The 25653-nt window shown below is 63.4% G+C and carries 20 protein-coding genes and 1 pseudogene; 10 read left to right on the top strand and 11 right to left on the bottom strand.

Going from position 1 to position 25653, the window contains the following annotated elements:
• Positions 1 to 674: tetratricopeptide repeat protein (locus tag ACW9H9_RS25870; protein WP_457346148.1), on the top strand; the 674-nt coding region annotated here is incomplete at its 5' end.
• 947 nt (positions 675 to 1621) lie between these two features.
• Complete coding sequence (locus ACW9H9_RS25865; RefSeq protein WP_457346147.1) at positions 1622 to 2386, top strand: SDR family oxidoreductase; 765 nt, start codon at positions 1622 to 1624, stop codon at positions 2384 to 2386.
• A gap of 55 nt (positions 2387 to 2441) precedes the next feature.
• Here the strand turns inward: ACW9H9_RS25865 and ACW9H9_RS25860 are convergent, their stop codons facing one another.
• The 5 genes from ACW9H9_RS25860 to ureE all read right to left on the bottom strand — a co-directional run bounded on the left by ACW9H9_RS25860 (position 2442) and on the right by ureE (position 6087).
• A complete protein-coding gene (locus tag ACW9H9_RS25860; RefSeq protein WP_457346146.1) occupies positions 2442 to 3563 on the bottom strand; it encodes an AGE family epimerase/isomerase in 1122 nt (373 codons plus the stop codon).
• A 135-nt stretch (positions 3564 to 3698) separates the two neighbouring features.
• Positions 3699 to 4271: a HupE/UreJ family protein gene (locus ACW9H9_RS25855; protein ID WP_457346144.1), complete on the bottom strand. Its 573-nt coding sequence runs from the start codon at positions 4269 to 4271 to the stop codon at positions 3699 to 3701.
• 20 nt (positions 4272 to 4291) lie between these two features.
• Entirely contained in the window at positions 4292 to 4906 is a 615-nt protein-coding gene (gene ureG, locus ACW9H9_RS25850) for an urease accessory protein UreG (protein WP_457346143.1), read from the bottom strand.
• 9 nt (positions 4907 to 4915) lie between these two features.
• Positions 4916 to 5590 carry an urease accessory protein UreF gene (locus tag ACW9H9_RS25845; protein ID WP_457346141.1) on the bottom strand — a complete coding sequence of 225 codons (675 nt, stop codon included), beginning with the start codon at positions 5588 to 5590 and terminating at the stop codon, positions 4916 to 4918.
• Positions 5587 to 6087, bottom strand: coding sequence for an urease accessory protein UreE (ureE, locus tag ACW9H9_RS25840; RefSeq protein WP_457346140.1), 501 nt, complete (start codon positions 6085 to 6087; stop codon positions 5587 to 5589). The genes ACW9H9_RS25845 and ureE overlap by 4 nt, the downstream gene beginning before the upstream one ends.
• 336 nt (positions 6088 to 6423) lie before the next feature.
• Between ureE and ACW9H9_RS25835 the strand changes: the two genes are divergently transcribed.
• Positions 6424 to 6927 (top strand): C40 family peptidase, encoded by a 504-nt coding sequence (locus ACW9H9_RS25835; RefSeq protein ID WP_457346139.1) that lies wholly within the window; start codon positions 6424 to 6426, stop codon positions 6925 to 6927.
• Between the two features lies 1 nt (position 6928).
• Here the strand turns inward: ACW9H9_RS25835 and ACW9H9_RS25830 are convergent, their stop codons facing one another.
• Positions 6929 to 7561 (bottom strand): TetR family transcriptional regulator, encoded by a 633-nt coding sequence (locus ACW9H9_RS25830; protein WP_457346138.1) that lies wholly within the window; start codon positions 7559 to 7561, stop codon positions 6929 to 6931.
• A 151-nt stretch (positions 7562 to 7712) separates the two neighbouring features.
• The gene (locus tag ACW9H9_RS25825; protein WP_457346136.1) at positions 7713 to 8171 is read right to left on the bottom strand and encodes a hypothetical protein; all 459 of its coding nucleotides are present in this window, start codon (positions 8169 to 8171) and stop codon (positions 7713 to 7715) included.
• A 369-nt stretch (positions 8172 to 8540) separates the two neighbouring features.
• Between ACW9H9_RS25825 and ACW9H9_RS25820 the strand changes: the two genes are divergently transcribed.
• Positions 8541 to 10613, top strand: a complete 2073-nt coding sequence (locus ACW9H9_RS25820) for an AsmA family protein (protein ID WP_457346135.1) — start codon at positions 8541 to 8543, stop codon at positions 10611 to 10613.
• A gap of 69 nt (positions 10614 to 10682) precedes the next feature.
• Here the strand turns inward: ACW9H9_RS25820 and ACW9H9_RS25815 are convergent, their stop codons facing one another.
• Entirely contained in the window at positions 10683 to 11213 is a 531-nt protein-coding gene (locus tag ACW9H9_RS25815) for a ferritin-like domain-containing protein (RefSeq protein ID WP_457346134.1), read from the bottom strand.
• Between the two features lie 169 nt (positions 11214 to 11382).
• Here ACW9H9_RS25815 and ACW9H9_RS25810 point away from each other — a divergent pair, with 169 nt between their 5' ends.
• A complete protein-coding gene (locus ACW9H9_RS25810) occupies positions 11383 to 12273 on the top strand; it encodes an esterase/lipase family protein (protein ID WP_457346133.1) in 891 nt (296 codons plus the stop codon).
• Positions 12274 to 12312: 39 nt separating this feature from the next.
• Here the strand turns inward: ACW9H9_RS25810 and ACW9H9_RS25805 are convergent, their stop codons facing one another.
• On the bottom strand, positions 12313 to 13200 hold the full coding sequence (locus ACW9H9_RS25805; protein ID WP_457346132.1) for a DMT family transporter: 888 nt from the start codon (positions 13198 to 13200) through the stop codon (positions 12313 to 12315).
• Positions 13201 to 13298: 98 nt separating this feature from the next.
• On the opposite strand from ACW9H9_RS25805, the gene ACW9H9_RS25800 reads away from it, so the two are divergent.
• The 3 genes from ACW9H9_RS25800 to ACW9H9_RS25790 all read left to right on the top strand — a co-directional run bounded on the left by ACW9H9_RS25800 (position 13299) and on the right by ACW9H9_RS25790 (position 15639).
• Positions 13299 to 14087 carry an AraC family transcriptional regulator gene (locus ACW9H9_RS25800; protein ID WP_457346130.1) on the top strand — a complete coding sequence of 263 codons (789 nt, stop codon included), beginning with the start codon at positions 13299 to 13301 and terminating at the stop codon, positions 14085 to 14087.
• 71 nt (positions 14088 to 14158) lie between these two features.
• On the top strand, positions 14159 to 14464 hold the full coding sequence (locus tag ACW9H9_RS25795) for a PsiF family protein (RefSeq protein WP_457346129.1): 306 nt from the start codon (positions 14159 to 14161) through the stop codon (positions 14462 to 14464).
• A 161-nt stretch (positions 14465 to 14625) separates the two neighbouring features.
• Positions 14626 to 15639 carry an AI-2E family transporter gene (locus tag ACW9H9_RS25790; protein ID WP_457346128.1) on the top strand — a complete coding sequence of 338 codons (1014 nt, stop codon included), beginning with the start codon at positions 14626 to 14628 and terminating at the stop codon, positions 15637 to 15639.
• Between the two features lie 18 nt (positions 15640 to 15657).
• Here ACW9H9_RS25790 and ACW9H9_RS25785 read toward each other — a convergent pair whose 3' ends face one another.
• Positions 15658 to 16923: an Hsp70 family protein gene (locus ACW9H9_RS25785; RefSeq protein WP_457346127.1), complete on the bottom strand. Its 1266-nt coding sequence runs from the start codon at positions 16921 to 16923 to the stop codon at positions 15658 to 15660.
• A 265-nt stretch (positions 16924 to 17188) separates the two neighbouring features.
• Here ACW9H9_RS25785 and ACW9H9_RS25780 point away from each other — a divergent pair, with 265 nt between their 5' ends.
• On the top strand, positions 17189 to 18124 hold the full coding sequence (locus tag ACW9H9_RS25780; RefSeq protein ID WP_457346126.1) for a DnaJ C-terminal domain-containing protein: 936 nt from the start codon (positions 17189 to 17191) through the stop codon (positions 18122 to 18124).
• 74 nt (positions 18125 to 18198) lie between these two features.
• A complete protein-coding gene (locus ACW9H9_RS25775; RefSeq protein WP_457346125.1) occupies positions 18199 to 25005 on the top strand; it encodes an NEL-type E3 ubiquitin ligase domain-containing protein in 6807 nt (2268 codons plus the stop codon).
• Here the strand turns inward: ACW9H9_RS25775 and ACW9H9_RS25770 are convergent.
• A pseudogene (locus ACW9H9_RS25770) lies at positions 24990 to 25556 on the bottom strand (amidohydrolase family protein); the annotation flags it as partial. The gene ACW9H9_RS25775 and the pseudogene ACW9H9_RS25770 sit on opposite strands and share 16 nt — an antisense overlap.
• Positions 25557 to 25653: the final 97 nt, after the last annotated feature.

Here is a 25653-nt window from a genome sequence, read left to right as displayed (position 1 = left end):
ATCATTGGAAGGCGATGCACAACCTGGCGGGACTCTATCGCACGGGCTGGCCAGGGCAACCTGGTGTTGAACAAGATACCAGCAAAATGCTCGACCTCTATGAACGCATGGTAAAACTCAAAGTCCCGCTGGGCTATTACAACTGGGCCGTGGTTGCCGAAAATGGACGAGGAGTGTTGAAGTCGGACCGGATGGCCAGTTCTTATATGTTCCAGGCAGCACAACTGGGCAGTCCATTAGCCCAGGTTCAAATCGGCCGATACTTCGCTTTTGCTCTACCCAGAGATAAGCAGGACGATGACATGGCTGAGCGCTATTATCGATGTGCTGGGGCTCAGGATAATCCCGACGCCATAGAAAAAACCGCAAGTTTTTATGATACAGCTAAAGAAAACAAACCAAGGGCTCTATTCTATTACCAGCGCGCCGCATCGCTGGGTAGTTCCACGGGATTTAGTTATCTCAGTGGAGTGTTTAAGTCTGAACCTGAACCCATATATAACTTTGGGTATCAGCCAGACCCCAAGATTCATGAGTTTTACTCCGGTCTTTGGAAACAGCTCCGGGCTGACCGTAATCTACGCTTTCCCAATCTCATGAAAGACCACCCGCTTCCTGCCCACCCCAAACAAGGCTTTGACGCAGAGCATCCAGACCGTCGACCGGAAATATGAGTAACTCTACTCAGCAACAAGATTTTTTGTGTGCACCACCAACAGATTATTACCCGATTTATTGGTGGCGGCATAAAGGTATGGGGCTCAAAGAGGGCAGCACCTGAGGATTTAGATTCACCAGGGGCGCCGCGGCTCCCAGTTGGAAGATTTCAGTTTTGTGCTGCACGACTGAGCAGCGCCGCTGCAGGTGTCGCAGACATCCAATCGCGAGCCAAAATCCCTAGGGTCTGTTCCCGTTTCGCCGGATTTCGTTAAGAACCTTTTTTGTACAGCCCACCGCCCTCTGGCAATTGTGGAAAACAATCCAGACATCTTCCTGAAGCGCGACACATAGCCGCCGCAAATCCCTGTTTTGTCACAGTTTTGACTTGTCCCCATCCACTGTGGAACCGGCTGTGGGTAACGTGGGAGTACTTGCCTGCACGCCTTTATTGGCGGGGCTTTCAGGAGGGTGGCTATTTTTTGAGCAGGGGCTTTTTCGCGTCCTCGTACAGGTTTTGTCAACCTGGTTAAAGACACAGGTATATGACCGAAAAGTGTCAGTCAGGCCTGTGGATAACTCTGTGATTAAACTCTGGAAAGACCGCCCCGGGGGCCGGATTTACTGGCCTGGAGCCATTGCTGCGTTCAGGCGCGGTTCAGGGGGGCTACATACCGCCTGGTCGAGGTCAAGCAAAATACTTTTCCAATCGCCCTCAAAGCCTTATGTACAAAGGCCTGGCGGGGTTTGGACTTGCCCCCAGAGACTGTGGAGGAGGCTGTGGATAAGGTGCGCGCACATGGCTGTAAGCCACGGCGCATAAGCGCTGCACAGGGTTGGTCGAATTTTGTACAGCATGAGCGTCATTCATGACGATCCATAGCGTCTATTCAGTTGCCGCAAGCCCGTCAGCCGGGCATTCTGCTGGCTGATTTTTTATCTCGACGTCCCGCAGGAGAACACCATGTCCAATACGCTGTTCATTACTGGCGCTACCTCAGGTTTTGGCGAAGCCTGTGCCCGACGCTTCGCCGAAGCTGGCTGGAAACTGGTGCTCACTGGCCGTCGTGCCGACCGTCTGAATGCCCTGTGTGAAGAGCTCTCCCAGCAGACCGAAGTCCACGGCCTGGTTGTGGACGTGCGTGACCGTGCGGCAATGGAGCTGGCCGTGGCCACGCTGCCGCCGTCCTTCGCCACGCTGCGCGGGTTGATCAACAACGCGGGCCTGGCGGTGGGCACCGACCCTGCGCCCAAGTGCAGCCTCGACGACTGGGAAACCATGGTCGACACCAACATCAAGGGCCTGCTGACCACCACGCATCTGCTGTTGCCGCGCCTGATCGCCCACGGCCGAGGTGCTGGCATCATCAACCTGGGTTCCATCGCCGGCAGCTACCCGTACCCGGGCAGCCACGTGTATGGCGGCTCCAAGGCGTTCGTCAAACAGTTCTCGCTGAACCTGCGCTGCGACCTGCAGGGCACGGGCGTGCGGGTGACCAACCTTGAGCCGGGCCTGTGTGAAAGCGAGTTCTCGCTGGTGCGTTTTGGCGGTGATCAGGCGCGTTATGACGCGACTTACGCCGGAGCTGAGCCGATCCAGCCGCAAGACATCGCCGACACGATCTTCTGGGTGCTCAACACCCCGGCGCACGTGAACATCAACCGCCTGGAACTGATGCCGGTGAGCCAGACCTGGGCCGGTTTTGCGATTGAGCGCGGGGCCAAGTAAGGGGTAGGTCGCGTCGCGGACCTCGCGGGCAAGCCCGCGGGGGCATCCGCAAGGTTCAGCCGAAAAAGTCGACCAGCCCCACGTAGCAGGTGGCCAAGTGGTAAGGAGTGGTCGACGGCATGTCCCGTCGGCTTACTTCACCTTGCGCGTCCAGGCATTCATTCCAGCCCTTGTCGTGCAAGAACCGCTGTTGCAACGCCTGCAACTGGCGCTGCAACACGGCTGCGCTGCCCGGGCGCAATGTCAGGGCCCGCAGGTATTCGGCCTGCGCCCAGATACGCTGGGTGGCGTCGCGCACGGTGCCATCGAGCGCCAACGTCCCGCTGACCGCGCCGGTGAGGTTATCCACACCCGTGTGCTCGGCATACGCAAATGCCCGGTCCAGCGATGCATACAGCGGCGTGCCGCGCAGCAGGTCCGAAGACTCCAGCAAAAAGAACCACTCGAACTGATGGCCCGGCTCGAACCAGTTATCCACAGCGCCCAGCGGTTTTTCCATCATCACGCCGTGCTGGCGGTCGATGAACCGCTGTTGCATGGCCGCCGCCAGGGCCACCAAGGCCGCTTGCACACGGGCATCGTCACGCACCTGCAGGGTGGCCAGGAAACCTTCGGCCAGGTGCATCAGCGGGTTTTGCAACGGGCCGGCGTTGAGGGATGACCAGTTGCGCTCCAGCACCGCCTCATACAGGCCATCGCCGGTTGCAAAGCGCTCGGCGACCACTTCCAGCGCGGCATTGAGCACCGACTCCACCAGCGGCTCGCGCACTTTGGCCCAGTAATGGGCGCAAGCGAAGATGATGAAGGCGTGGGTGTAGAGGTCTTTGCGCTTATCCAGCGGTTTACCGGCCGGGTCGACGCTGTAGAACCAGCCGCCGTGCTCGGCGTCATGGAAGTGGCGTTGCAGGGAGCGAAACAACGCCGCTGCCCGCTCGGCGGCAAACTCCGCCTGGGGCTCGCCGATCAGGCTGGCGAACACATACAGCTGCCGTGCGCAGGCCATGGCGCGGTAGCGCTGGGGTGGCAACGGTTGAGGCTGGGCGTCCAGCGCTTCATAGGGCAACGCCAGCTCGGCATTCCAGCCGGGGCCAAGCCAGAGCGGCACGACCCGGTCGCGAAAATGCGTGAGCACAGCGTTCAATGGCGGCGTGAGGGCGGAGCTTGGAGCGATGGGCATCGGCGGATGTCGTCAGGGCAGGGGTGTTGGGCGGGCATGGTAGCAGAGGGGCAGCAGCAAGCTGCAAGCTTCAAGCGACAAGTCAGCGCGGGTGGGCGTTGACGGGTCGCTTGCAGCCCGACGTTACAGCGGTGTTTAAGCGGCCAACAACCACACGCCCGTAGCGGCCGACAGCGCGCCCGCTACACGTACCAATGGCGCAGCGGCGGCAGGCAGAAAGCGCACCACGGCGTAGCCCAGGGCGTGGAGCACGGCGGTCGCGCCGACGAAACCTGCGGCGTACGCCCACGGGCTGGACATGTCCGGCAGTTCAAGGCCATGGGCCACGCCGTGAAACAGTGCAAACAAGGCCGTCGCACCCACCGCTACAAACAGCGGCGGACGGACGGCCAGCGCGACCGCCAGGCCCAGCGCCAGCACCGAGGCGGCAATGCCGTTTTCCAGCGCGGGCAGTTCCAGGCCTTCAAAGCCCAACAGGCCGCCCAACAGCATGGTGGCGACAAACGCACACGGCAGCGCCCAGCGGGCGGCGCCTTTTTGTTGGGCGGCCCACAGGCCGACGGCGACCATGGCCAACAAGTGGTCGATACCGCCCAGGGGGTGGCTGATACCGGCGACGAGCCCGTTATCACCATGGCCGGGGTGGGCAAAGGCGAGCACGGGGCTGAGCAGCAAAGCGGCTGCGGCGAGAAGTTTAGTGAGACGCATGGACGGGTTCCTTGGGGGGCTCAGGCTGCGGTCAGCAGGCCCTGACGTTCGATAAAGGCGACGATGTCTTCCAGGCCGACGCCGGTTTTCTGGTTGCTGAACACAAACGGCTTGCCGTTGCGCATGCGCTGGGTGTCGCTGTTCATCAGTTCCAGCGAGGCACCGACCTGGGGGGCCAAATCGATTTTGTTGATCACCAGCAAGTCGGATTTGCAAATCCCGGGCCCGCCTTTACGCGGCAGCTTGTCGCCCGCCGACACGTCGATCACATAAATCGTCAGGTCGGACAATTCCGGGCTGAACGTGGCCGACAGGTTATCGCCGCCCGACTCCACCAGGATCAGGTCCAGGCCCGGAAAGCGGCGGTTCAACTGGTCCACGGCTTCCAGGTTGATGGACGCGTCCTCGCGGATGGCGGTGTGCGGGCAGCCGCCGGTTTCCACGCCGATGATGCGCTCGGGCGCCAGGGCTTCGTTGCGCACCAGAAAGTCGGCGTCTTCGCGGGTGTAGATGTCATTGGTGACCACCGCGAGGTTGTAGCGGTCACGCAGGGCCAGGCACAGGGCGAGTGTCAGGGCGGTCTTGCCGGAGCCGACCGGGCCGCCGATACCGACGCGCAGGGGTTGTGTATTCATCAATTTCTCCTAGGAACGGAACAGGCGGCTGTATTGGCGCTCATGGGCCATGCAGGCCAACGACAGGCCGAAGGCGGCGCTGCCGTAGTGATCGGGGTGAATGTGGGTGGCGTCCTGCTGGGCCTGCTGGAGCAGGGGCAGCAGTTCGCTGGTCAGGCGCTGCGCGGCTTGCTGGCCCAGCGGCAGGGTTTTCATCAGCACCGCCAGTTGGTTTTCCAGCCAGCTCCACAACCAGGCCGCCAGCGCGTCCTGTGGGCTGATCTGCCAGGCACGGGCGGCCAGGGCCCAGCCCAACGCCAGGTGCGGTTCGGGGCATTGGGCGAGCACGTCGCGGGCGGCGCTGTCCAGCTCGGGCAAACCGTTGAGCAACTGTTGCAGGGAATAGCCCATCTGCCGGCTTTCCTGGTACAGCTCGCGGGTTTCGCGGCTGGCGCGGTGTTCTTCACACAGCTGCGCCAGGCGCGGCCAGTCCTGCTCGGCGGCGGCCTGGCAATGGGCGAGCAACAGCGGGGCCTCGAAGCGGGCGAGGTTGAGCAGCAGTTGGTCACTGATCCAGCGGCGGGCACTGTCGGGGTCGTTGACCCGCGCCTGTTCCACGGCCATTTCCAGGCCTTGGGAATAGCTGTAGCCGCCAATCGGCAGCTGTGGGCTGGCCAGACGCAGCAGCGCCCAGGCCGGGTTCATAAACGCACGCCGAACTGGTGCAGCTTGGGGGCGTAGTTGAAGTCTTCTTCACCGGCACGCGAGTGGTGATGGCCGCCGCCGTAGGCGCCGTGTTCCGGTTGGAACGGCGCTTCGAGGGTTTGAGTGGTGGCGCCCAGTTGGTCGAGCATGGCCTTGAGCACGTAGTCATCGAGCAGGCGCAGCCAGCCATCGCCCACTTGCAGGGCCACATGGCGGTTGCCCAGGTGATAGGCGGCGCGCGTCAGCTCGAAGGCGCTGGGGCAGGTGACGTGCAGCAGTTGTTCAGGGCGGGCGCGCACGCGTACGACGCGTCCGTCTTCAGCCTGTAGGAATTCGCCATCGTGCAGCGGCGGCTGGCCGCGTTCCAGAAACAGGCCCACGTCTTCACCGTCGACACTGAAACAGCGCAAGCGGCTTTTGCTGCGTGCCTCGAAGTTGAGCAGCAATTCGGCGGCCCAGGTGGGTTGGGGGGCGATTCGGCGGTGGATCACCAACATCAGAAAGCTTCCAGCTATGAGCGATAAGCAAGCTAGAGCAAGGGTCTTGCCAATCACGCGGCGAGTAGGATTTCCCCGTCGGTGCGCGGCCTGTGCTACACAGTGGCGCGGGGAAATGTTCCAAAATGTTTCATTTTGGTGCGTGAGTGGAGTTATAGCACTGGATTCGGGCGTTTTGCGTTGAGTTTTGTTGCGTGGTGCATGAAATTTCTTTCATCTATATGACAGTCAGCCAATTCGGATTTGTCCTACAACACTCAAAGATTCCCCGTTCATTGACTTACCCATCGCTTCATTAGGATTCCGCCCCGTGTTTAATCCACAGCGGTATCCATCATGTTCAAGTCATTTTTTTGTTTAATCATGCTCGGTCTTTACTTGGTCGTGCCCTCGGCCTCGGCCAATTTCCAGAAGTCACCGGCCACAGGTTTTGGTTCATCGTTAAAGGCCATCCCGCAGTTTTCTATGGATGACGTCATCGACCGCGCCCACGAGCTGCTGGGCACGCCTTATAAATGGGGCGGAATGAGCGAGGCGCAGGGTTTTGATTGCAGCGGTTTTCTGGTGTACCTGTTCAAGACCGAGGCGAATATCCAGATCCCGCGCACCACGGCGGCCATGCACCGGTCTGGCGCCGCGACCATCAAGCGCCACGCGTTGCAGCCCGGTGATGCGGTGTTTTTCAAGGGTAACGGGCGCGGCCCCATCAGCCATGTAGGCCTGTACATCGGCGAGGGCAAGTTCATTCACTCACCGCGCAGCGGCAAAAGCATTCGCATCGATTCGCTGGCCAACAGTTATTGGAACAAGAGCTACACCACCGCCAAGCGCTTCCACTGAGCTATTCGGTGCTGCCCAGCCCTTGCCAGTGCTTGAGGCCAATAAAGATAAACCGCAGCTGTTGGGTGATCTTTGCCTGGGGCGTGAGGTGCTCGGGCACGCCTTCGGCAAACGGGCCGATGATGTCGGGCAGGGTGGCGAACACACTTTTGACGATCAAGTCGGCCATCACCTGCAGGTCGTTGGCGTCCAGGTGCTGGAGCTTGGGCATCAGGGCCAGGTCTGCCGACAAGTCGTTGGTAATCGCCTCGCGCAACGCGCTGATGGCCTGGCGCACGGCCAGGCAGCCGCCGTATTGCTCGCGGGCCAGGAATAAGAATTGCGAGCGGTTGGCCGCCACCACATCCAGGAAGATACGGGCGGAGGCATCGATAATGCCGCCCATCACAAATTCGTTGTGGCGCACCAAACGGATGGTGGCGCGAAAGGTTTCGCCGACTTCGCTGACCAGCACCAGGCCCAGCTCATCCATGTCGCGAAAGTGGCGGTAGAAACCGGTGGGGACGATGCCAGCCGTCTTGGCCACTTCGCGCAGGCTCAGGTTGCCAAAACCGCGGCCACATTCCATCAAATGGCGGGCGGCCTCCATCAGGGCAAGGCGGGTCTGTTGCTTTTGTTCGGCACGAGGCAGCATCGGCAGGCGGGCTTTCTGGACAGGGACTGCGACGCACTCTAGCAAAAGCGCTTTGGCGGCGTCGAACTTGCGGCGGGGGAATGCGGTAGGGGCCTATAAAAAGTAAAAACCCGATCGATTGATCGGGTTTTTTCCCAAGGCCTGCACAGGCTCAGCTCGCAGCTTGATGCAGTTCTTGCAGACGGTCTGCACCGCCTTCAGCCACGGCACCTGCGTAGGTGCGGGCGTTGGCGCGGTCGGAGCCGTTTTCTACCAGGCCTTTTTGTTCCAGGCGATCACGGCCACCTTCAGCGACACCGTCGGTGTACGCGCGTTTGCCGGCTTGTTCGGCGCCGCCTTCGACCAGGCCTTTTTGTTCCAGGCGGTCACGACCCCCTTCAGCAACACCTTCGGTGTAGGCGCGTTTGTTGGCCTGTTCCGAACCGTTCTCGGCATAACCTTTGGCGTAATCGCGGTTTTCATCTTCTTGCGCGCCGCTGCGGGCCACGGTTTGGCTCAGCACTGCTGCGTGGGATTTGACTTGTGGGGTGGCTTGTTCAGTGGCAGGCAGGGCGAACGCGCTGCTGGCCAGCACCGACAGGACAACACTTGCGAGTAATTGGCGTTTCATGATGTTTGCTCCTTGGGAGGGCGATAAATGGGGTACAGGAGCAATGTTACTCTCGGTTAGTCGATATGAAAGTTCATAAACACAATGGTAATAATCAACAGAATTGATTGTTTGCGCCGAAGGCTCTAGAACGCGCCTCTCAAGCCGATGCTTTTGCACCGTAGTGGGTAGTTTCGACACGAACGTGGGTAACAACGGTGCGTGCGGCAAGGGGCAAAGCTGTCTGGTCGATCAGGAAAAAATGATTTTTTCGGTTAATTCGCTGTTCGGGTTAAACCCCCGTGCCGTTTGTCAGTCGTAGCCTTATGAGCTGTAGTTCAAAGGCGCGCCGCCGCGTGCGTCCTCAGTGGTTATCGGGAGTCCTGTGCAATGACGCGCACTCGTAAAATTGTCGCCTGGAGCTGCGCCAGCTCTGTTGTAGTAATCGCCGCGGTGGTGGTGTTCCTGGTGTTTTTTGACTGGAACCGGATCAAGCCGACCCTCAACGCCAAAGTCTCCGAGGAGCTGCATCGCCCCTTTGCCATTAATGGCAACCTGGCCGTGGTGTGGGCACGCGAGCCCGACGAAGGCGGCTGGCGCGCCTGGGTCCCGTGGCCGCACGTGGTGGCCGAAGACCTGACCCTGGGCAACCCCGACTGGTCGAAAACCCCGCAAATGGTCACCCTTAAACGTGTAGAGCTGCGCATCGCGCCCCTGCCGTTGCTGGCCCAGCGCGTGGTGATCCCGCGTATCGACCTCACCGAGCCCGGCGCCCAGTTGCAGCGCCTGGCCGATGGCCGCGCCAACTGGACGTTTCAGTTCGACCCCAAAGACCCCGACGCCGAGCCCTCCCGCTGGGTGGTGGAGATTGGCGCCATCGGTTTCGACAAGGGCCACGTGACCCTCGACGACCAAACCCTCAAGACGCAGCTCGACGTGGTGATCGACCCGTTGGGCAAACCGATTCCCTTCACTGAAATCGTCGGTGACGCCGACGCCAAAAAGGCCCTGGAAAAAGGCTCGGCCCCGCAGGACTATGCGTTTGGCCTGAAGGTGAAAGGCCAATACCACGGCCAGACACTGTCCGGCAGCGGCAAAATCGGCGGCCTGCTGGCCTTGCAGGACGCCGCCCGGCCGTTCCCGTTGCAGGCTCAGGTGAGCATCGCCGACACCCGCATCGCCCTGGCCGGCACCCTCACCGACCCGCTTAACCTGGGCGCCCTCGACCTGCGCCTGAAACTGGCGGGCGCCAGCCTGGGCAACCTCTACCCGCTCACCGGCGTGACCCTGCCGGATTCGCCCGCGTATTCCACCGACGGCCACTTGATCGCCCAACTGCATGACCCCAGCGGCGCGTCATTTCGCTACGAGAACTTCAACGGCAAGATCGGCGACAGCGACATCCACGGCAACCTCGGCTACGTCGCCAGCCAACCTCGGCCCCGACTCAGCGGTGCGCTGGTGTCCAACCAGTTGCTGATGACGGACCTGGCCCCGCTGATCGGCGCCGACTCCAACGCCAAGCAAAAGGCCCGGGGCGGCGAGAGCAAGCAGCCCGCGACCAAGGTGCTTCCGGTGGAAGCGTTTCGCACTGAACGCTGGCGTGACATGGACGCCGACGTGGAATTCACCGGCAAGCGCATCGTGCACAGCGCCGACCTGCCGTTCACCGACCTCTATACCCACCTAGTGCTTACCGACGGCCAACTGAGCCTGGAGCCGCTGCGCTTTGGCGTGGCGGGCGGCAAGCTGGACGCGCAGATCCGCCTTAACGGGCGCGTCACGCCCATGGAAGGCCGGGCCAAGCTGACGGCGCGCAACTTCAAGCTCAAGCAGCTGTTCCCCACCTTTGAACCGATGAAAACCAGCTTTGGCGAACTCAACGGCGACGCCGATATCGGCGGGCGCGGCAATTCTGTCGCCGCCTTGTTGGGCAGCGCCAATGGGGACTTGAAGATGTTGATCAACGACGGCGCCATCAGCCGCAGCCTGATGGAAATCGCCGGGCTCAACGTGGGCAACTACGTGGTGGGCCGTTTGTTTGGCGACAAAGAAGTGAAGATCAACTGCGCGGCGGCCGACTTTGGCATCAAGAGTGGGTTGGCGTCCACGCGGCTGTTTGTGTTCGATACCGAGAATGCCGTCATTTATATCGATGGCACGGCCAATATGGCCACCGAGCAACTGGACCTGACCGTGACGCCTGAATCCAAGGGGTTTCGCCTGTTCTCGCTGCGCTCGCCGCTGTACGTCAACGGCCCGTTCATCAAGCCCAATGCGGGCGTCAAAGCCATCCCGCTGGCGCTGCGTGGCGCGGGCATGGTGGCATTGGGGGTTATCGCAGGCCCGGCGGCCGGGTTGCTGGCGCTGGTGGCACCCAGTGGCGATGAGCCCAACCAGTGTGCACCGCTGCTGCAACAGATGAAGGAAGGCAAGGCGCCCAAGACCGTGAAGGCCAACTGAAACAAAGGGGAGCGGGCTTGCCTGCGATTGTTTGCGCAGACCGGCCCGCTCCCCCAGGGTATTGCGCTGTTACAGGTCGTGCAGAATGTCCGCCATGTCGTCGGCGTGCTCTTCTTCCTGGGCCAGGATGTCTTCAAAGATCCGGCGCGTGGTCGGGTCCTTGTCACCGATGTACTGGATGATCTCGCGGTAGCTGTCGACCGCGATGCGCTCGGCCACCAGGTCTTCGTACACCATCTCTTTAAGCGTATTGCCCGCGACGTATTGCGCGTGGGCGTTTCTGGACAGCAGGTCGGGGTTGAACTCCGGCTCGCCGCCCAGTTGCACGATGCGCTCGGCCAGTTTGTCGGCGTGCGCTGCTTCCTGGTTGGCGTGTTCCAGGAACTCGTCCGCCGCCACGCTGGCCTTCAGGCCGTTGGCCATGAAGTAGTGACGCTTGTAGCGCAGCACGCACACGAGCTCAGTGGCCAGCGACTCGTTGAGCAAGCGCAGGATCTGTTCGCGGTCGGCGTCATAGCCTTCGGTGACCGCGCCGTTTTCGACATTCTGGCGGGCGCGTTCACGCAGGGTGGCAACGTCGGATAAATGTGTGTCAGTCATCTCGTTCTCCTGGGGCTAGTCCGGTTTTTTTGCGCCGCGCTCTGCGGGCGTGGTCACTTCTGTTTGTGAGTGTTGCGCGGGGCAAAAAGTTTTATCGGATGTGTCATGAGCAGGTCGCAAGGCTGGGCTAGGCTGGCGGTATTGCCCCTTGTTCAAGGACGTTCGCTTCATGCCGCAGTCATTGGCCACCCGTTATCCGCTGGTGTTAGTGCCGGGCATGCTCGGGTTTGTGCGCGTGGGGTGGTTCCCCTATTGGTATGGCATCGTCCCGGCGCTGCGGGCAGGCGGCGCGCAGGTGTTCGCGGTGCAGGTGGCACCGCTCAACAGCAACGAGGTGCGCGGCGAGCAATTGCTGGTGCAGATCGAGCGCATCCGCCGCGAGACCGGCGCCGACAAGGTCAACCTGATCGGCCACAGCCAGGGCGCGCTGACCGCACGTTATGCGGCGGCCATTCGGCCCGAATGGGTGGCGTCGGTGACGTCAGTGGCCGGCCCCCACCAGGGCTCGGAACTGGCCGATCACATCCACCGGCACTACCCGCCGGACGGCTTCAAAGGGCGGGTGATGAGCCTGGTGCTGCGCGCGCTGGCCAGCCTGATGAGCCTGCTCGAAACCGGCTATCGCGGCCCACGGTTCAGTGCCGACCTGCACGCCTCGCACCTTTCGCTGACCCGCGAGGGCACGGCGTCGTTCAATCGCCAGTACCCCCAGGGCCTGCCGCTCAGTTGGGGCGGGCAGGGCGCCGAAGAGGTCAACGGGGTGCGTTACTACTCCTGGTCCGGCACCTTGCAGCCCGGCAAGACCGACCGCGGGCGTAACCTGCTGGACGGCACGCACCGCCTTTGTTGCCTGTTTGCGCGAACCTTCGTGCGCGAGAAAGGGCAGTGCGACGGGCTGGTGGGGCGCTACAGCTCGCACCTGGGCACGGTGATCGGCGATGACTATGCGCTCGACCACTTCGACATCGTCAACCAGTCATGGGGGCTGCTGGGCAAGGGGGCGGAGCCGATCCGGCTGTTCGTCGACCATGCGCGGCGGCTCAAGGCGGCGGGCCTTTGAGCGCCTTGTGGTTCGCCCCTTCGGGTGGGCGCGGGCCGCTCAGGCGACGCCCAGGCGGCGCCGAACCGGGGTAGTCCAGCGCTCCGACAGCACCACCCCGCCCAGCGTCAGCACCCCGCCGATCAGGTGGTACACCGTCAATTGCTCCTTGAGCACCACCGCCGCAATCAACGCGGTCACCAGCGGCAGCAAATTGAAAAACAGCGTGGTGCGGCTTGGCCCCAGGGTCTTGACCGAATGCATCCAGGCCAGCGGCGCCAGCATCGACGCCAACAGGCAGGCGTACACCACCAACGGAACATTCACCCAGCTCAAGCCCGCCTTGTCCGACAGCAAAAACAGCGGAAACAACACCACCACCGCCACCAGCACCTGCAAATACAGCAACACCAGCGGCGGCAGTTTCAGCTGCCATTTCTTCAGCAAGGTGCTGTACACCGCGTAGGCCAGGGTGGCGATCAGCATCATGCCGTCACCCAGGTTCACCCCGTGCTGCAGCAAGGCACTGAGGCTGCCGGACGAGATCACCACCAGCACGCCGGCAAACGACAGCACCGCCCCGGCCAGGGCACCGAAGGTCAGGCGTTGGCCCAGGCTGATGATGGCGGCGGTCAGGGACATCAACGGCATCAGCGACAGGATGATGCCCATGTTGGTGGCCGAGGTCAGGGTGGCGGCGTAATACGCCAGGCTCTGGTACACCGCCATGCCCAGCACGCCCAATGCGGCGATCTTGCCCAGGTTGGGGCGGATCAGCGCCCAGTGGGCCAGCACCTGTTTGAACATGAACGGGGTAAACAGCAGCCCGGCCAGCAACCAGCGGTAAAAGCCGATCTCGGCGGGAAAAATCGAGCCCACGGCCAGTTTGTTGACCACGGTGTTACCGGCCCAGATAAAAATGGCCAGCAGGGGATAGGCGTATTGCATTGACGCAAACCAGTGACGTTAAGGAGAGAGGGATTATCCTCTGTCTGTCTTGAAGCCTATACTTCGATCCTGCCAACCGACCTTTGAATCCAGCCAACATGCCCCGACACTACGTGCGCCTTGCCGATTTCCCGCGTCTGCCGGGGCCGGTGTACTTTCGTTATTCGGACCTGGCCCCCGACACCGAATGCACGCCGCACCGCCATGCCTGGGGCTCGCTGGACTACGCGGCCCGTGGCGTGATGCGCATGGACGTGGCGGGCAGCCGCTTCATGTCGCCGCCGCAATACGCGGTGTGGGTGCCGCCGTTTACCGAGCACAGTTCTTACAATGCGCAGGCGGCGATTTACCGCTCGGTGGGGCTGTGTGCCGAGCTGTGCGAGCAGTTGCCGCAACAGCCCTGCGCGCTGGCCATCAGCGACATCCTCAAGGCCATCCTCAATGATTTTGCCCAGCGCGGCGTCAACCTGCCGCAAACCGAAGCCGACACACGGCTGGCGCAAGTGCTGGTGGACCAGCTCAAGCAGGCACCGGTCCACGACTGTTTTTTGCCCTACGCCAGCCAGCCGGGGTTACTGGGGGTGCTCGAAGGCATGCAAGCCGCCCCCGCAGACAACCGGCCTCTGGCGCAGTGGGCCGAACAGGCGTTTGTCAGCGAGCGCACCCTGGCGCGGCAGTTTGTGCGCGAGCTGGGCATGAGCTTTGGCGAATGGCGCCAGCGCCTGCGCTACCTGGCGGCCATCGAGGCGCTCGACAGCGCGCGCAGCGTGCAGGATGTGGCCTTCGAGTTGGGCTACAGCACCGCCTCGGCCTTTATCGCCATGTTCCAGCGCCGGGCGGGCTGCACCCCGGAGCAGTACCGTCGGGCAAATATAAACGGCCTGTGAAGGTGTAACCGGGTTTGACTACACTCCTGGAGAGGCCGTGCCCCCCGGCACGGTAACAGGGAGAAAACTCCATGAAGATGCTGCGTATCCCGCTGTTGATGATGGGCTTGCTGTTGTGTGCCCAGGGCTTTGCCGCCACCGCCCAGCAAAACAAGATGACCACCTGCAATGCCGAAGCCTCGACCAAGGCCTTGAAAGGTGATGAACGCAAGACGTTCATGAGCACCTGCCTCAAGGCCGCCCCCGCCGCCAATGACGCCAAGACCCTGACCCCGCAGCAGCAAAAGATGAAAGACTGCAACGCGTCGGCCAAAACCAAGGCCCTGACCGGGGACGCACGCAAAACCTTCATGAGCACCTGCCTCAAAGGCAGCTGACCTGCGCAACCGCCCGCCTCGCCTCGACGTCAATGACCCGTCGAGGCGTCTGCGTGGCGGGCAAGCCCGGCTCCCAGCGGGGCCGGCATTCACACCCCTCGCGTGATTCCGCCAAGGCTGGCAGACTGCCCTTCTTCTCACGCCGTTCCGTTTGAGGCTGTATGCCAACGTTTTCTCAGCGTCACCTGTTGTGGTTGGTCAGTTGCATCATCATTTTCGGTGGCTTGCTGCTGGTATTACCGTTGAAGCTGCTGCCCAGCCTGCTGGCCGGCCTGCTGGTCTATGAACTGGTCAACATGCTCACCCCGCAGCTGCAACGGCTCATCGAAGGCCGCCGCGCACGCTGGCTGGCGGTGGCGTTGCTGGGCACCCTGATCGTCAGCATCCTGACGCTGATCTTTGCCGGTGCCATCAGCTTTTTGCTGCACGAAGCGGAAAACCCCGGGGCGTCCCTGGACAAGTTCATGGGCGTGGTCGACCGCGCACGCGGCCAGTTGCCGCCTTTCCTCGACGCCTACCTGCCCGCCAGCGCCGCTGAGTTTCGCGTGGCCATCGGCGAATGGCTGAGCAAGCACCTGAGCGAACTGCAACTGGTGGGCAAAGACGCCGCGCACATGTTCGTGACCTTGCTGATCGGCATGGTGCTGGGCGCCATCATCGCCCTGCAGCGGGTGCCCGACCTGACCAAGCGCAAACCCCTGGCCGCCGCGTTGTTCGACCGGTTGCACCTGCTGGTGCAGGCGTTTCGCAACATCGTCTTCGCCCAAATCAAAATCGCCGCGCTCAACACCGCCTTCACCGCCGTGTTTCTGGCGGTGGTGCTGCCGTTGTGCGGGATTCACTTGCCGTTGACCAAGACCTTGATCGTGCTCACCTTCCTGGTGGGCCTGTTGCCGGTGATCGGCAACCTGATCTCCAACACCTTGATCACCATCGTCGCCTTGTCGATTTCAATCTGGGTGGCCGTGGCGGCGCTGGGTTACCTGATCGTCATCCACAAAGTCGAATACTTCCTGAATGCGCGGATCGTCGGCGGCCAGATCAGTGCCAAATCGTGGGAATTGCTCCTGGCGATGCTGGTCTTCGAAGCCGCCTTCGGCCTGCCAGGCGTCGTGGCAGGGCCGATCTACTACGCGTACCTGAAAAGCGAACTAAAGCTCGCCGGGATGGTGTAGGCGCAGGGGCGCGGCCCCTCAGCCATAGCGTTTGGCCGCTTCAATGGCCAGGCCGCTTCCGATGCTGCCAAAAATGTTCCCTTCCACGTGCCGGGCGTTGGGCAGCATCGCCGCCACGCTCTGGCGCAGGGCCGGGATGCCGCTGGAGCCGCCGGTGAAGAACACCGTATCGACCTGCCCGACGCCCACCTGGGCATCGCTGAGCAACTGCGTGACACTGCCGCGCACGCGTTCGAGCAGGCTGTCGATGGCCGACTCGAACAGCGCTCGGCTCAGGTCCACGCTCAAGCCCGCTTCGATGCGGTCCAGCGGAACGTGGCGGCTGTTTTCGTGGGTCAGCTGGATCTTGGTTTCTTCCACTTCCATCGCCAGCCAGTGCCCGGCGCGCTGTTCGATCAGTTTGAACAGGCGGTCGATGCCGCCAGTGTCTTCGATGTCGTAGCGCATGCTGCCCAGCGCCAGTTGGGATTTTTGCGAGTACACCGAGTTGATCGTGTGCCAGGTCGCCAGGTTCATGTGGTGGCTGGTGGGCATGTACGCGCCGCTTTTCATGCGGCTGCCGTAGCCGAACAGCGGCATCATGCCGGTCAGGGACAGCTGTTTGTCGAAGTCGGTCCCGCCGATGTGCACGCCGCCGGTGGCCAGGATGTCCTCGTGGCGGTTGTCCAGTTGGCGGCGCTCGGGGGACAGGCGCACCAGGGAGAAGTCCGACGTACCGCCGCCGATGTCGACGATCAGTACCAGTTCTTCTTTTTCGATGGTCGACTCGTAGTCAAACGCCGCCGCGATCGGCTCGTACTGGAACGAGACGTCCTTGAAGCCCAGCTTGTGCGCCACGGCGATCAGCGTGTCTTCGGCTTCTTTGTCGGCCAGCGGGTCGTCGTCCACGAAAAACACCGGACGGCCCAGTACCACTTGCTCGAACGCGCGCCCGGCGGTGGCTTCGGCGCGGCTCTTGAGCTGGCCGATGAACAGCCCGAGCAAGTCCTTGAACGGCATCGCCGTGCCCAGCACGCTGGTGTCGTGCTTGATCAGCTTGGAGCCCAGCAGGCTCTTGAGCGAGCGCATCAGGCGGCCTTCGTAGCCTTCCAGGTACTCGTGCAGGGCCAGGCGGCCGTACACCGGGCGGCGTTCTTCGAGGTTGAAGAACACCACCGACGGCAGCGTGATCTTGTCGTCTTCCAGCGCGATCAGCGTTTCTACGCCGGGGCGCAGCCAGCCGACCGTCGAGTTGGAGGTGCCGAAGTCGATGCCGCAGGCGCGGGCCGGGGAGGGGGAGTTCATGTCTGTCGGGTTCCGGGCGAAAAACGGCCGCGCAGTGTATGCCACTCGTGGCCAGATGCGTAGGCCAGCCATCCGCTAAATGCACCGTGTCGCGTGCCTTGAAAACGCGCCATTTGCCCCCACATCTGCTGCATGCCGCGTGTGGCCGGTTCCGGCCCGCGCTAACCCTTATGACGCATTCCCGGGCCACGACCTCTTCAGCCTGTGCAAGTCAGCGCACGTTGTGCCACGGCCATGCGATCTCGATAACGGACGGTGATTCCCGATGGACTTCAAAGACTATTACAAGATTCTGGGTGTGGAGCCCTCGGCGGACGACAAGGAAATCAAGGCCGCCTACCGCAAGCTGGCGCGCAAATACCACCCAGACGTGAGCAAGGAAAAAGACGCCGAAGCCAAGTTCAAGGACGCGTCCGAAGCCTACGAAGCGCTCAAAAGCGCCGACAAGCGCGCCGAATACGACGAACTGCGCAAATACGGCCAGCACGGCCAGCCGTTCCAGGGTCCGCCGGGCTGGCAGAGCCGTGGCGGCTTTGGTGGCGGCCAGGACGGCGGCGACTTCTCGGACTTCTTCAGCTCCATCTTCGGCTCGCGTGGCGACGGGTTCGGCGGCCAGCGTCGCAACCCGGGGCGCAAGGGCCAGGACATCGAGCTGCACGTGTCGGTGTCGCTTGAAGAGACGCTGTCTACCGAGTCCAAGCAGATCAGCTTCCAGCTGCCGCAACACAATGCGATGGGCCAGCACGTCAGCAACACCACCAAGAGCCTGAACGTGAAGATCCCGGCGGGCGTGGCCGACGGCGAGCGCATCCGCCTCAAGGGCCAGGGCGCCCCGGGCACCGGTGGCGGCGCGAATGGCGACGTGTACCTGATCATCAAGCTCGCCCCGCACCCACGGTTTGAAGTGGACGGCGAAAACCTGGTCATTACCCTGCCGCTGGCCCCGTGGGAGCTGGCGCTGGGCGCTGAAGTGGCGGTGCCGACCCTCACCGGCAAGATCAACCTCAAAGTGCCCGCCGGCAGCCAGAACGGCCAGCGCATGCGCGCCAAGGGCCACGGCCTGTTGAACAAGGCCGGGCAGCGCGGTTACCTGTTCGTGCAGCTCAAGGCCGTGATGCCCAAGCAGGCCGACGACGAAACCGTCGCCCTGTGGCAGGAGCTGGCTAAAAAAGCCGCGTTCAACCCACGGGAAACCTTCTGATCCGGGCAACTATCTACCGCAAGAACGCCCGGCGGGCATGGTGTGCTAACGCTTCCTCATCACGGAGCGACACCATGCCCGACCTTCTCCCCCCCGCCGCCACCCAGAGCCTGCACGGCCCCTTCCTGGAACAGGCCATCCCCGCCTGGCTCACCGACGCCACCCCGCAACGCCGCGACGCCCTCAAGGCCAGTTCGGCGCCGGTGTTCCCGGGCTGGTACAAGAACGCCTCTGTCGCCGCCCGCAAAAAGATGGACGAAGCCGCGCTCGCCAGCTTCACGGCCCAGACCGCCCTGGACAAACGCGTGGCCGACCTGCAAAGCATCGACGCCTTTGCCGAGCCGCTGCTGGTCGCGGCGCTCAAGAGCCAGTTCAACGTGCAACTGGACGTCAACAAGACCCTGCTGTGCCTGCGCAAGCCCGTCGATGCGGGCGTATTCAACATCACCCTGGGCAGTTTCGAGGTCTTGCGCTTGCCGCTGCTGCAAGCGGCGCTGCACAACTTTGAAGCGTCAGAGGCCCAAAGCGATACGTTTCATCCGTCCTCCGGGTTCTTGGCCCAAACCGGCCCCGGCAGCTTCGAGCCCGTCAGTACCACCCTGACCGTGACCCAATTCACCGGGCTGTGCCGTACGCTGGACATCGGCGCCCAATACCAGACCTACCTCAAGGCCTACCTGTACCCCAGCGACCTGGGCCGTGAGCACTCGTTGCATTACACCTTTGTCGACGCGGCCAAGACGGCCCTGCGTGCCGCCGCCGAGCAGGCCTTGCTCAAACAGGACATCGAGCCTGGCGACTACCGCATGATCCTCTCGGTGATCGCGGGCGAAGTACACCCCACCCTGGGCGGGCGCCCGGTCTGGTTTCGTGACCTGGGCCTGATGAAGCACCGCCTGACCGGCTGCGTGATCTTCTACATCTGTGAGAAATACCGTTTCTCCAACGATGTGATCCTGTACATCCCCAACGAGCCGCAGCAGCCGCTCAAGCGCTACACCTTCGAGCAGATGCGGGCGATGTTTAAAGCCCGGCTCACCGCGCGCGATCCCAAGACGCCTTTCGACGGCAGCCCCTCTGACTATCAGCGTTTTTTCAGCCAGTTCGTTGCCTACGAGGACCGCCCCGACTACTTCAGCCAGTTCACCGACGACGCCCCCGGCGTCTCGGCCACGCAGGTGCTGGCGCCCTATGTGGACCTGTTGAATAAGTTCTTCAATGGCATCAACCCGTTCGCCGTGTTTACCGGGATCAACCAGTTACCTCCCCCGGCGCCACGCCCGCAGGCGATCAACCCCGATCCCTACCTGGCCCCCACGGCCCTGGCGCGCAAAGGGCATGGCACCTGGGCGGCCAACATCGATCTATGGAACTACCTGTTCGACCGCCACCGCGAACAAATGCTGGCTGATGCCCGCAGCCACGCGGTGCCCAGCGCGGACGTGGACGCGCGGGTGCGTTCGCAGAAGTTCGCGCAACTGCTCAATATCGGCATGCTGGTGCTGGGCATCGTGGGGGCGATGGTGCCGGTGCTGGGCGAGGTCATGCTGGGGGTGATGGCCGCGCAGCTGTTGTCCGAAGTTTTTACGGGCGTCGTCGAGTGGAGCGAGGGCGATCACAAGGCGGCCAAGCAGCATTTGATCGACGTGGCAGAAAACCTCGCGTTGATGGCGCTGATGGCGGGGGCCGGCAAGGGGCTCGCGCGGTTGGTTGCGGTCGAGCCTGCGCCGGTGATCGAAGCGATGTCGCCGGTGACGATGCCCGACGGCCAGGTGCGCCTGAGCCAGCCGACGCTCAAGGGCTATGAAAGCCCGGCGGTGCTGGCGGGGCGCACCGACAGCCGTGGCCTGCACGACGTCAACGGCAGCACCTACCTGCGCCAGCAAGACCAGGTCTACCAGACCGCCTATGACGCTTCACTCAAACGCTGGCGTATCCGCCACCCCAGCGACCCAGAGGCCTGGCAGCCGCCGCTGGCCCACAACGGCCAAGGCGCCTGGCGCCATGTGCTCGAGCGCCCGCGCACCTGGGACCGCCTGACCCTGCTGCGGCGCATGGGGCCGGTGACCCAGGCGCTGTCCGATGAGCAGTTGCTCAAGGTGGCCGACATCAGCGGCATCAGCGATGACGCCCTGCGCCAGATGCACCTGAACAACACCGCGCCGCCCGCTGAACTGGCCGACAGCCTGCGCCTGTTTGAAGCCGAGCGCGGCGTGGCGCAGGTTATCGAGCAGGCCGAAGGCGGCCGGGCGGTGGATGAGCATTACCTGTTCGTGCCGTCGCTGATCGCCGACCTGCCGCGTTGGCCCGCGGGGCGTGCGCTGGAGGTGTTCGACGGGCCGGGGCTGGGCGGGAAAGTCATCCGGTATGGCGCCGAGCGCATCGGCAACGGCGTCAAGGCCGCGCCGCCGATCCAACTGACCCGCGCGGATGTGCTGGGCGAGCATTTTCCGGCCAAGGTCCTGGCGGCGCTGGACGAGCGCGAAGTCGTCCAGCTGTTGGGCGGCGAGCCTGCGCGGCTACTGGAGCAGCGCCCGGCCGAGTTCAGCCGACAGATCGCCGAGCATGCGCGCACGCGCCAACCGGCCTTGTTTGAGAGCCTGTACGAGGGCAAGGCGCAAAAAAATCCGCTGGTGGCCAAACTGCAACGTCTTTACCCGGGCCTCGATGAGTGCGCCGCCCAGGCCGTGCTGACCGACGCCAACGTTGAACAGGTCAACCGCCTGCACAGCACCGGCCGGGTGCCGCTGGCCCTGGACGAACACGCACGCTGGCGGGTAAAGCAGGGCCGCCTGCGCCACGCGTATGCAGGCCTGCACATGGAAAACCTGGCGTCCGCGTCCAGTCGGCGCCTGGCCTTGCACACACTGTCGCGCCTGCCGGGCTGGTCGGACAGCGTGCGCCTGGAAGTGCGTGACGCGCATATCGACGGGCCGTTGCTGGACGCGGTCGGCGATGCGAACGCCCGTGTGCGCAAATACCTGGTCAAGCAGGGCCCGTTTTTCCAGGCCGCCAACGAGCGCGGCGAGATGCTCAACAGTGTGCCGCGCCATGGCGACAACTTCTACGCCTCGATCATGCATGCCCTGCCCGACGAAGCCCGCACGGTGCTGGGGTTTCCCGAGGTCGGCCAAAGCCCGATGCTGCGCCAGGCGATCATCGACCACGCGGGCGAAGATCGCCTGGTGTCTGCGGGCATCGTCGACGGGGCCGTGCGCCGCCAGCCCTGGTTCCGCCCGCCGCAACGGGTTTCGCAGACGCTCTTGGGGTATCCCGCCAGCGGCCGGGGGCAGGGCGTCTCGCCGCAACTGGTCAGCCGCGTGCAAGACGTGTACGACCTCAGCGAAGGTCAGGCCAATGGTTTTATCCTGCGCCACATGCTGCAAAACCGCAGTGACGCGCAGATCTTCACCCTGCTCAACAATCGCCTGCGCGAATGGCAGACGCTGGAGGCGACGCTTGACCAATGGGTGGCTGAAGACGTTGCGCGTCCGGCCCAGGGCTTGAACTGGGCGTTCACCAGTCGTTCGGCGGTGGCCGCGTCGATCAAGCGCAGCTGGCGTCAGTCGCCGCTGGCAGCGCTGCCCCGTTACGCCGAGCTGGACCTGTTCTGCAATGACCCGCTGCCCGAACTGGAGGCCGACTTCTCCCACGTGCGCTCGCTCACGGTCGGCGGGCGGGGGCTGACCGACGCCGGTATCGAGTCACTGCTGCAACGCTTCCCGCAGGTCGAGCAGCTCACCATCGCCGCGTCCAATCCGTTGCTGCGTACCGTGCCGCAAGCGTTGGGCAACCTGCGTCAGCTCAAGCGCCTGAACGTGCTCGCCAGCCAGCCGCTGGAGGCCGCGCAAGTAGCCCGGCTGAGCGAGCTGACCCAGCTGGAACAGCTCAAGCTGGACGGCGTGCTCGCGCCCAATGCGGTGATGGATTTCAGTCGGCTGACCCGGTTGCGCAGCCTGACCGTGTCTGGCCACCAGCCCACGGTGTTTCCCGACAGCGTGCTGGAACTGCCCGACTTGCAGCGCCTGGATTTAAAGAACGCCATCATCTCCAAGCTGCCCGCGAAATTGTTCGAGGCCGGGCGCGAACGCCTGTGGTCGGGGCTTTCGCTGGACTGGTCACATTTTTCTGCCGAGGACTTCAAGGCCGCTTATGACTATGTGCGCAGCCGGCCCCAGCACGTCATGGACCAGGAGGAAATGGTCAGCACCTATTGCCAAGGGCATTTTCGGCGCTGGCGTCGCCTGATGACCGAAAGTGGCGAACGCACGGGGTTTGGCGGGTTTCCCGACCCGCTGGGCAGGGCGTTTTTCCGCCGTTGGCTGGATGCCGATACCCGCTTGCAGGCCATTGAGGGCATGGTCGCGCAGTTCGACCAGATCTCTGGGCAGTTGAACGCCTGGAAAACCATCGATGTGTTTGCCCCGGAGTTCGACCCGCGCTGGCGGGCCTCGCAAAAAATCCTCGCCAGTTGGTACGACGGGGTACAGCTGCAACTGGGGATTGAAGCGCCGACCACCCTGCTTGACCTGTCGCCCTGGACATTCACCCGCCTGCCAGGCCTGCCCGCCGACAGTTTTGCCCACGTGCGCAGCCTCAAACTCAAGGGCGTACACGCACCGGCCGGGCAGGTGCAGGCGTTTGTCGAGGCGTTTCCCGCCTTGCGTACCCTGGCCCTGAGCGACTGCGCGCTGACCGAGCTGCCGCTGGCTGCGACGCAGCGCGCGGCGCTGGAACACCTGGATCTGAGCGCCAACCCCCTTACCGCACTGGATGTGGGCACCTTGCCCAAGCTTCAAGCCCTGAACCTGCGGGGGACGACGTTGCAGGCCTACCCGATCGGCGCCGAAAACCTCGCCGAGCTGGTGTGGCTGGACCTGCGCGACACGCAGGTGAGCAGCGTCCCGGCGGCGGCACTGGTGCGCAATGAACTGTTGATCGGCACGCACTTGCAGGGGGCGCCGTTGACGGCGCAGTCGCAAGTGGCCTTGAGCGTGGCCCGGCGCTGGGTCGAGCAGGCCAAGGGGCTGCCCGTCGGCGCGTTGGACCGGTTGGCCGCGCAGGCTGTTCCGGAGGGGTTTGCACCGCGTCAGGAGGACTTGTCCATCAGCCAGCAATTGCTTCCCGTACCGGCACCGCAGCCGCCACGCTGGGCCGAACAACTGCGCGGCGAAGGCCTGACAGAACCGCAGGTGCAAGCGCGCATCGCCAGCCTGGACGACCTGACGCGGCGCCTCAACGGCTGGCTGTTGGTTCGTGAATCCCGGGGGGCGGGCTGGAGCGTGTCGGCCCAGGCGCGCAGCGAGGCGGCGCGGCGTATCGTCGCGGCGTGGCAGGGGCTGGACACGCTGGACCTGGACGGCCTGCAGCTGGGCGACCTGCCCGAGCCGCAGCTGACGTTCGACCACGTCCACAGCCTTAACCTCAATGGCGTGAGGTTGACCGAGCAGGGGTCGAATGCGTTTCTCAGTGCGTTCCCGCGCCTGCGTACCCTGGTGCTCAACGGCAACGCGTTGGAGGCCTTGCCCGAGGCCATCAACGGCATGGCGGACCTGGAGCGCCTGGAGCTGGCGGGCAACAACGTCACCGACCCCGAGCGCCTGTATCCGACGCTGGAAGACCTGCCCCGCCTCGATTGGCTGGACCTGAGCCACAACGACCTGGACACCTTCAGCGTCGAACGCCTGCCCCGGCTGCGAACCCTGGACCTGGGCAGCAACCGCCTGGAAGACTGGCCGCAGGGCGCGCTGCAATCACCCGCGCTGAGGTCGTTGAACCTGCGCAACAACAACATTGCGGCGATCCCGCTCGATGCCCTGGACGGGCAGCACGAAGCTTTGCTGGCAGGCGTGGACCTGTCCGACAACGTCGAGTTGTCCCGCGACAGCCTCGAACGGCTTCAGGGGTACATCGAGGACCATGAGCGCCAGAGCGCGCTGGGCATCACCTTGAACGACATCGAACAAACGCTCGATCAGGGCAACGCCCCGGCAGAAGCGATGCCGCCGGACGAAAACGTGCCCGACACCCAACCCGACGACGAACGCGTCGACGCCTGGCTGGGCGCTGCGCCGCCCGGCCTGCAGGCTGAACGCCGCGCGCTGTGGGCACGCCTGGCGGCCGAGCCGGACAACGGCGCGTTTTTTCACCTGCTCGAACGCCTGCAAGACACCGAGGAATATCGCCTGGCGCGCGCCGACCTGACCCGGCGGGTATGGGCGGTGGCGACAGCCGCGGGCACGGACAGCGAGTTGCGCGGCACCCTGTTTGCGATGTCCAACACCCATGGCACCTGTGTCGACGGGCGCATCCTCACCTTCAGCGGCCTGGAGGTGCGGGTGTACGCCTACAACGCCTTGCGCGACATCGAGCCAACGCTGGCCAGCAAGCGCACGGCGTTGCTGTCGCTGGCCCGGCGGCTGTTTCGCCTGGACAAGGTCGAAGCCTTGGCCAAAGGCGAAGAACGGGCGGGCATGGACGCGGCGGAAATCAGCCTGGAGTACCGCATCGGCCTGCGCGACGTGCTGGACCTGCCCGGCCAACCCACCTACATGCGCTACGGCACGCCGGTGCGCGGTGGCGTGTTGGCGCATGCGGTAGAACGGGTGCGAGCGGCCGAGGCGTCCGATGAGCTCTACGAGTACCTCATCAATCAGGACTACTGGGTGAGCTACCTCGAGGAGCGCTACCCCGAGGACTTTGAAGTGCTCAGGCAGCAGGCCAGCGCACGGCATGAGCAGTTCGAGGCCGAGCACCCGGTGATCGACCAGGCCTACCACGAGGCCACCACCATGCTCGACATCGAACTGCAGACCGAGCGCAACCTGCGGTTGATCGCGCTCTCACGCCAGGAAACCGCCGTGCCTCAGAACAGGAAGTAACGCTGGGCCATGGGCAGCACCTCGGCCGGTTCGCACCACAGCAACACGCCGTCGGCCTTGACCTGGTAGGTCTGGGGGTCCACTTCGATGTCCGGCAGGTAATCGTTGTGGATCAGGTCGGTTTTTTGCACCGTGCGGCACCCCTTGACCACGCCGATCTGCTTTTTCAGGCCCAGGGCCTGGGGCAGTCCGGCGTCGGCGGCGGCCTGGCTGATAAAGGTGAAACTGGTGGCGTGCAACGCGCTGCCCAGGCTGGCGAACATCGGGCGGTAGTGCACCGGCTGCGGGGTGGGGATCGAGCCGTTGATGTCACCCATCAGGCTTGAGGCAATCGCGCCGCCCTTGAGGATCAGGGTGGGCTTGATGCCAAAGAAGCCCGGGCGCCACAGCACCAGGTCGGCCCATTTGCCCACTTCGATCGAGCCCACTTCGTGGCTGATGCCGTGGGTGATCGCCGGGTTGATGGTGTACTTGGCGATGTAGCGCTTGGCGCGGAAGTTGTCGTTGCCCGCACCGTCACCCGGCAGCGGGCCGCGCTGTTTTTTGGTTCTTCACGGAATCCCGGGAAAGACAGAAACAAGAACGCCGGTTTAATGGATGATGTTCGTGCGAGCAAACACATCAACCAAACCGGCGTTCTTGTGCACG

The organism is Pseudomonas sp. SDO5215_S409 (assembly GCF_054071325.1).
This window is presented reverse-complemented; position numbering and strand designations above follow the sequence as displayed.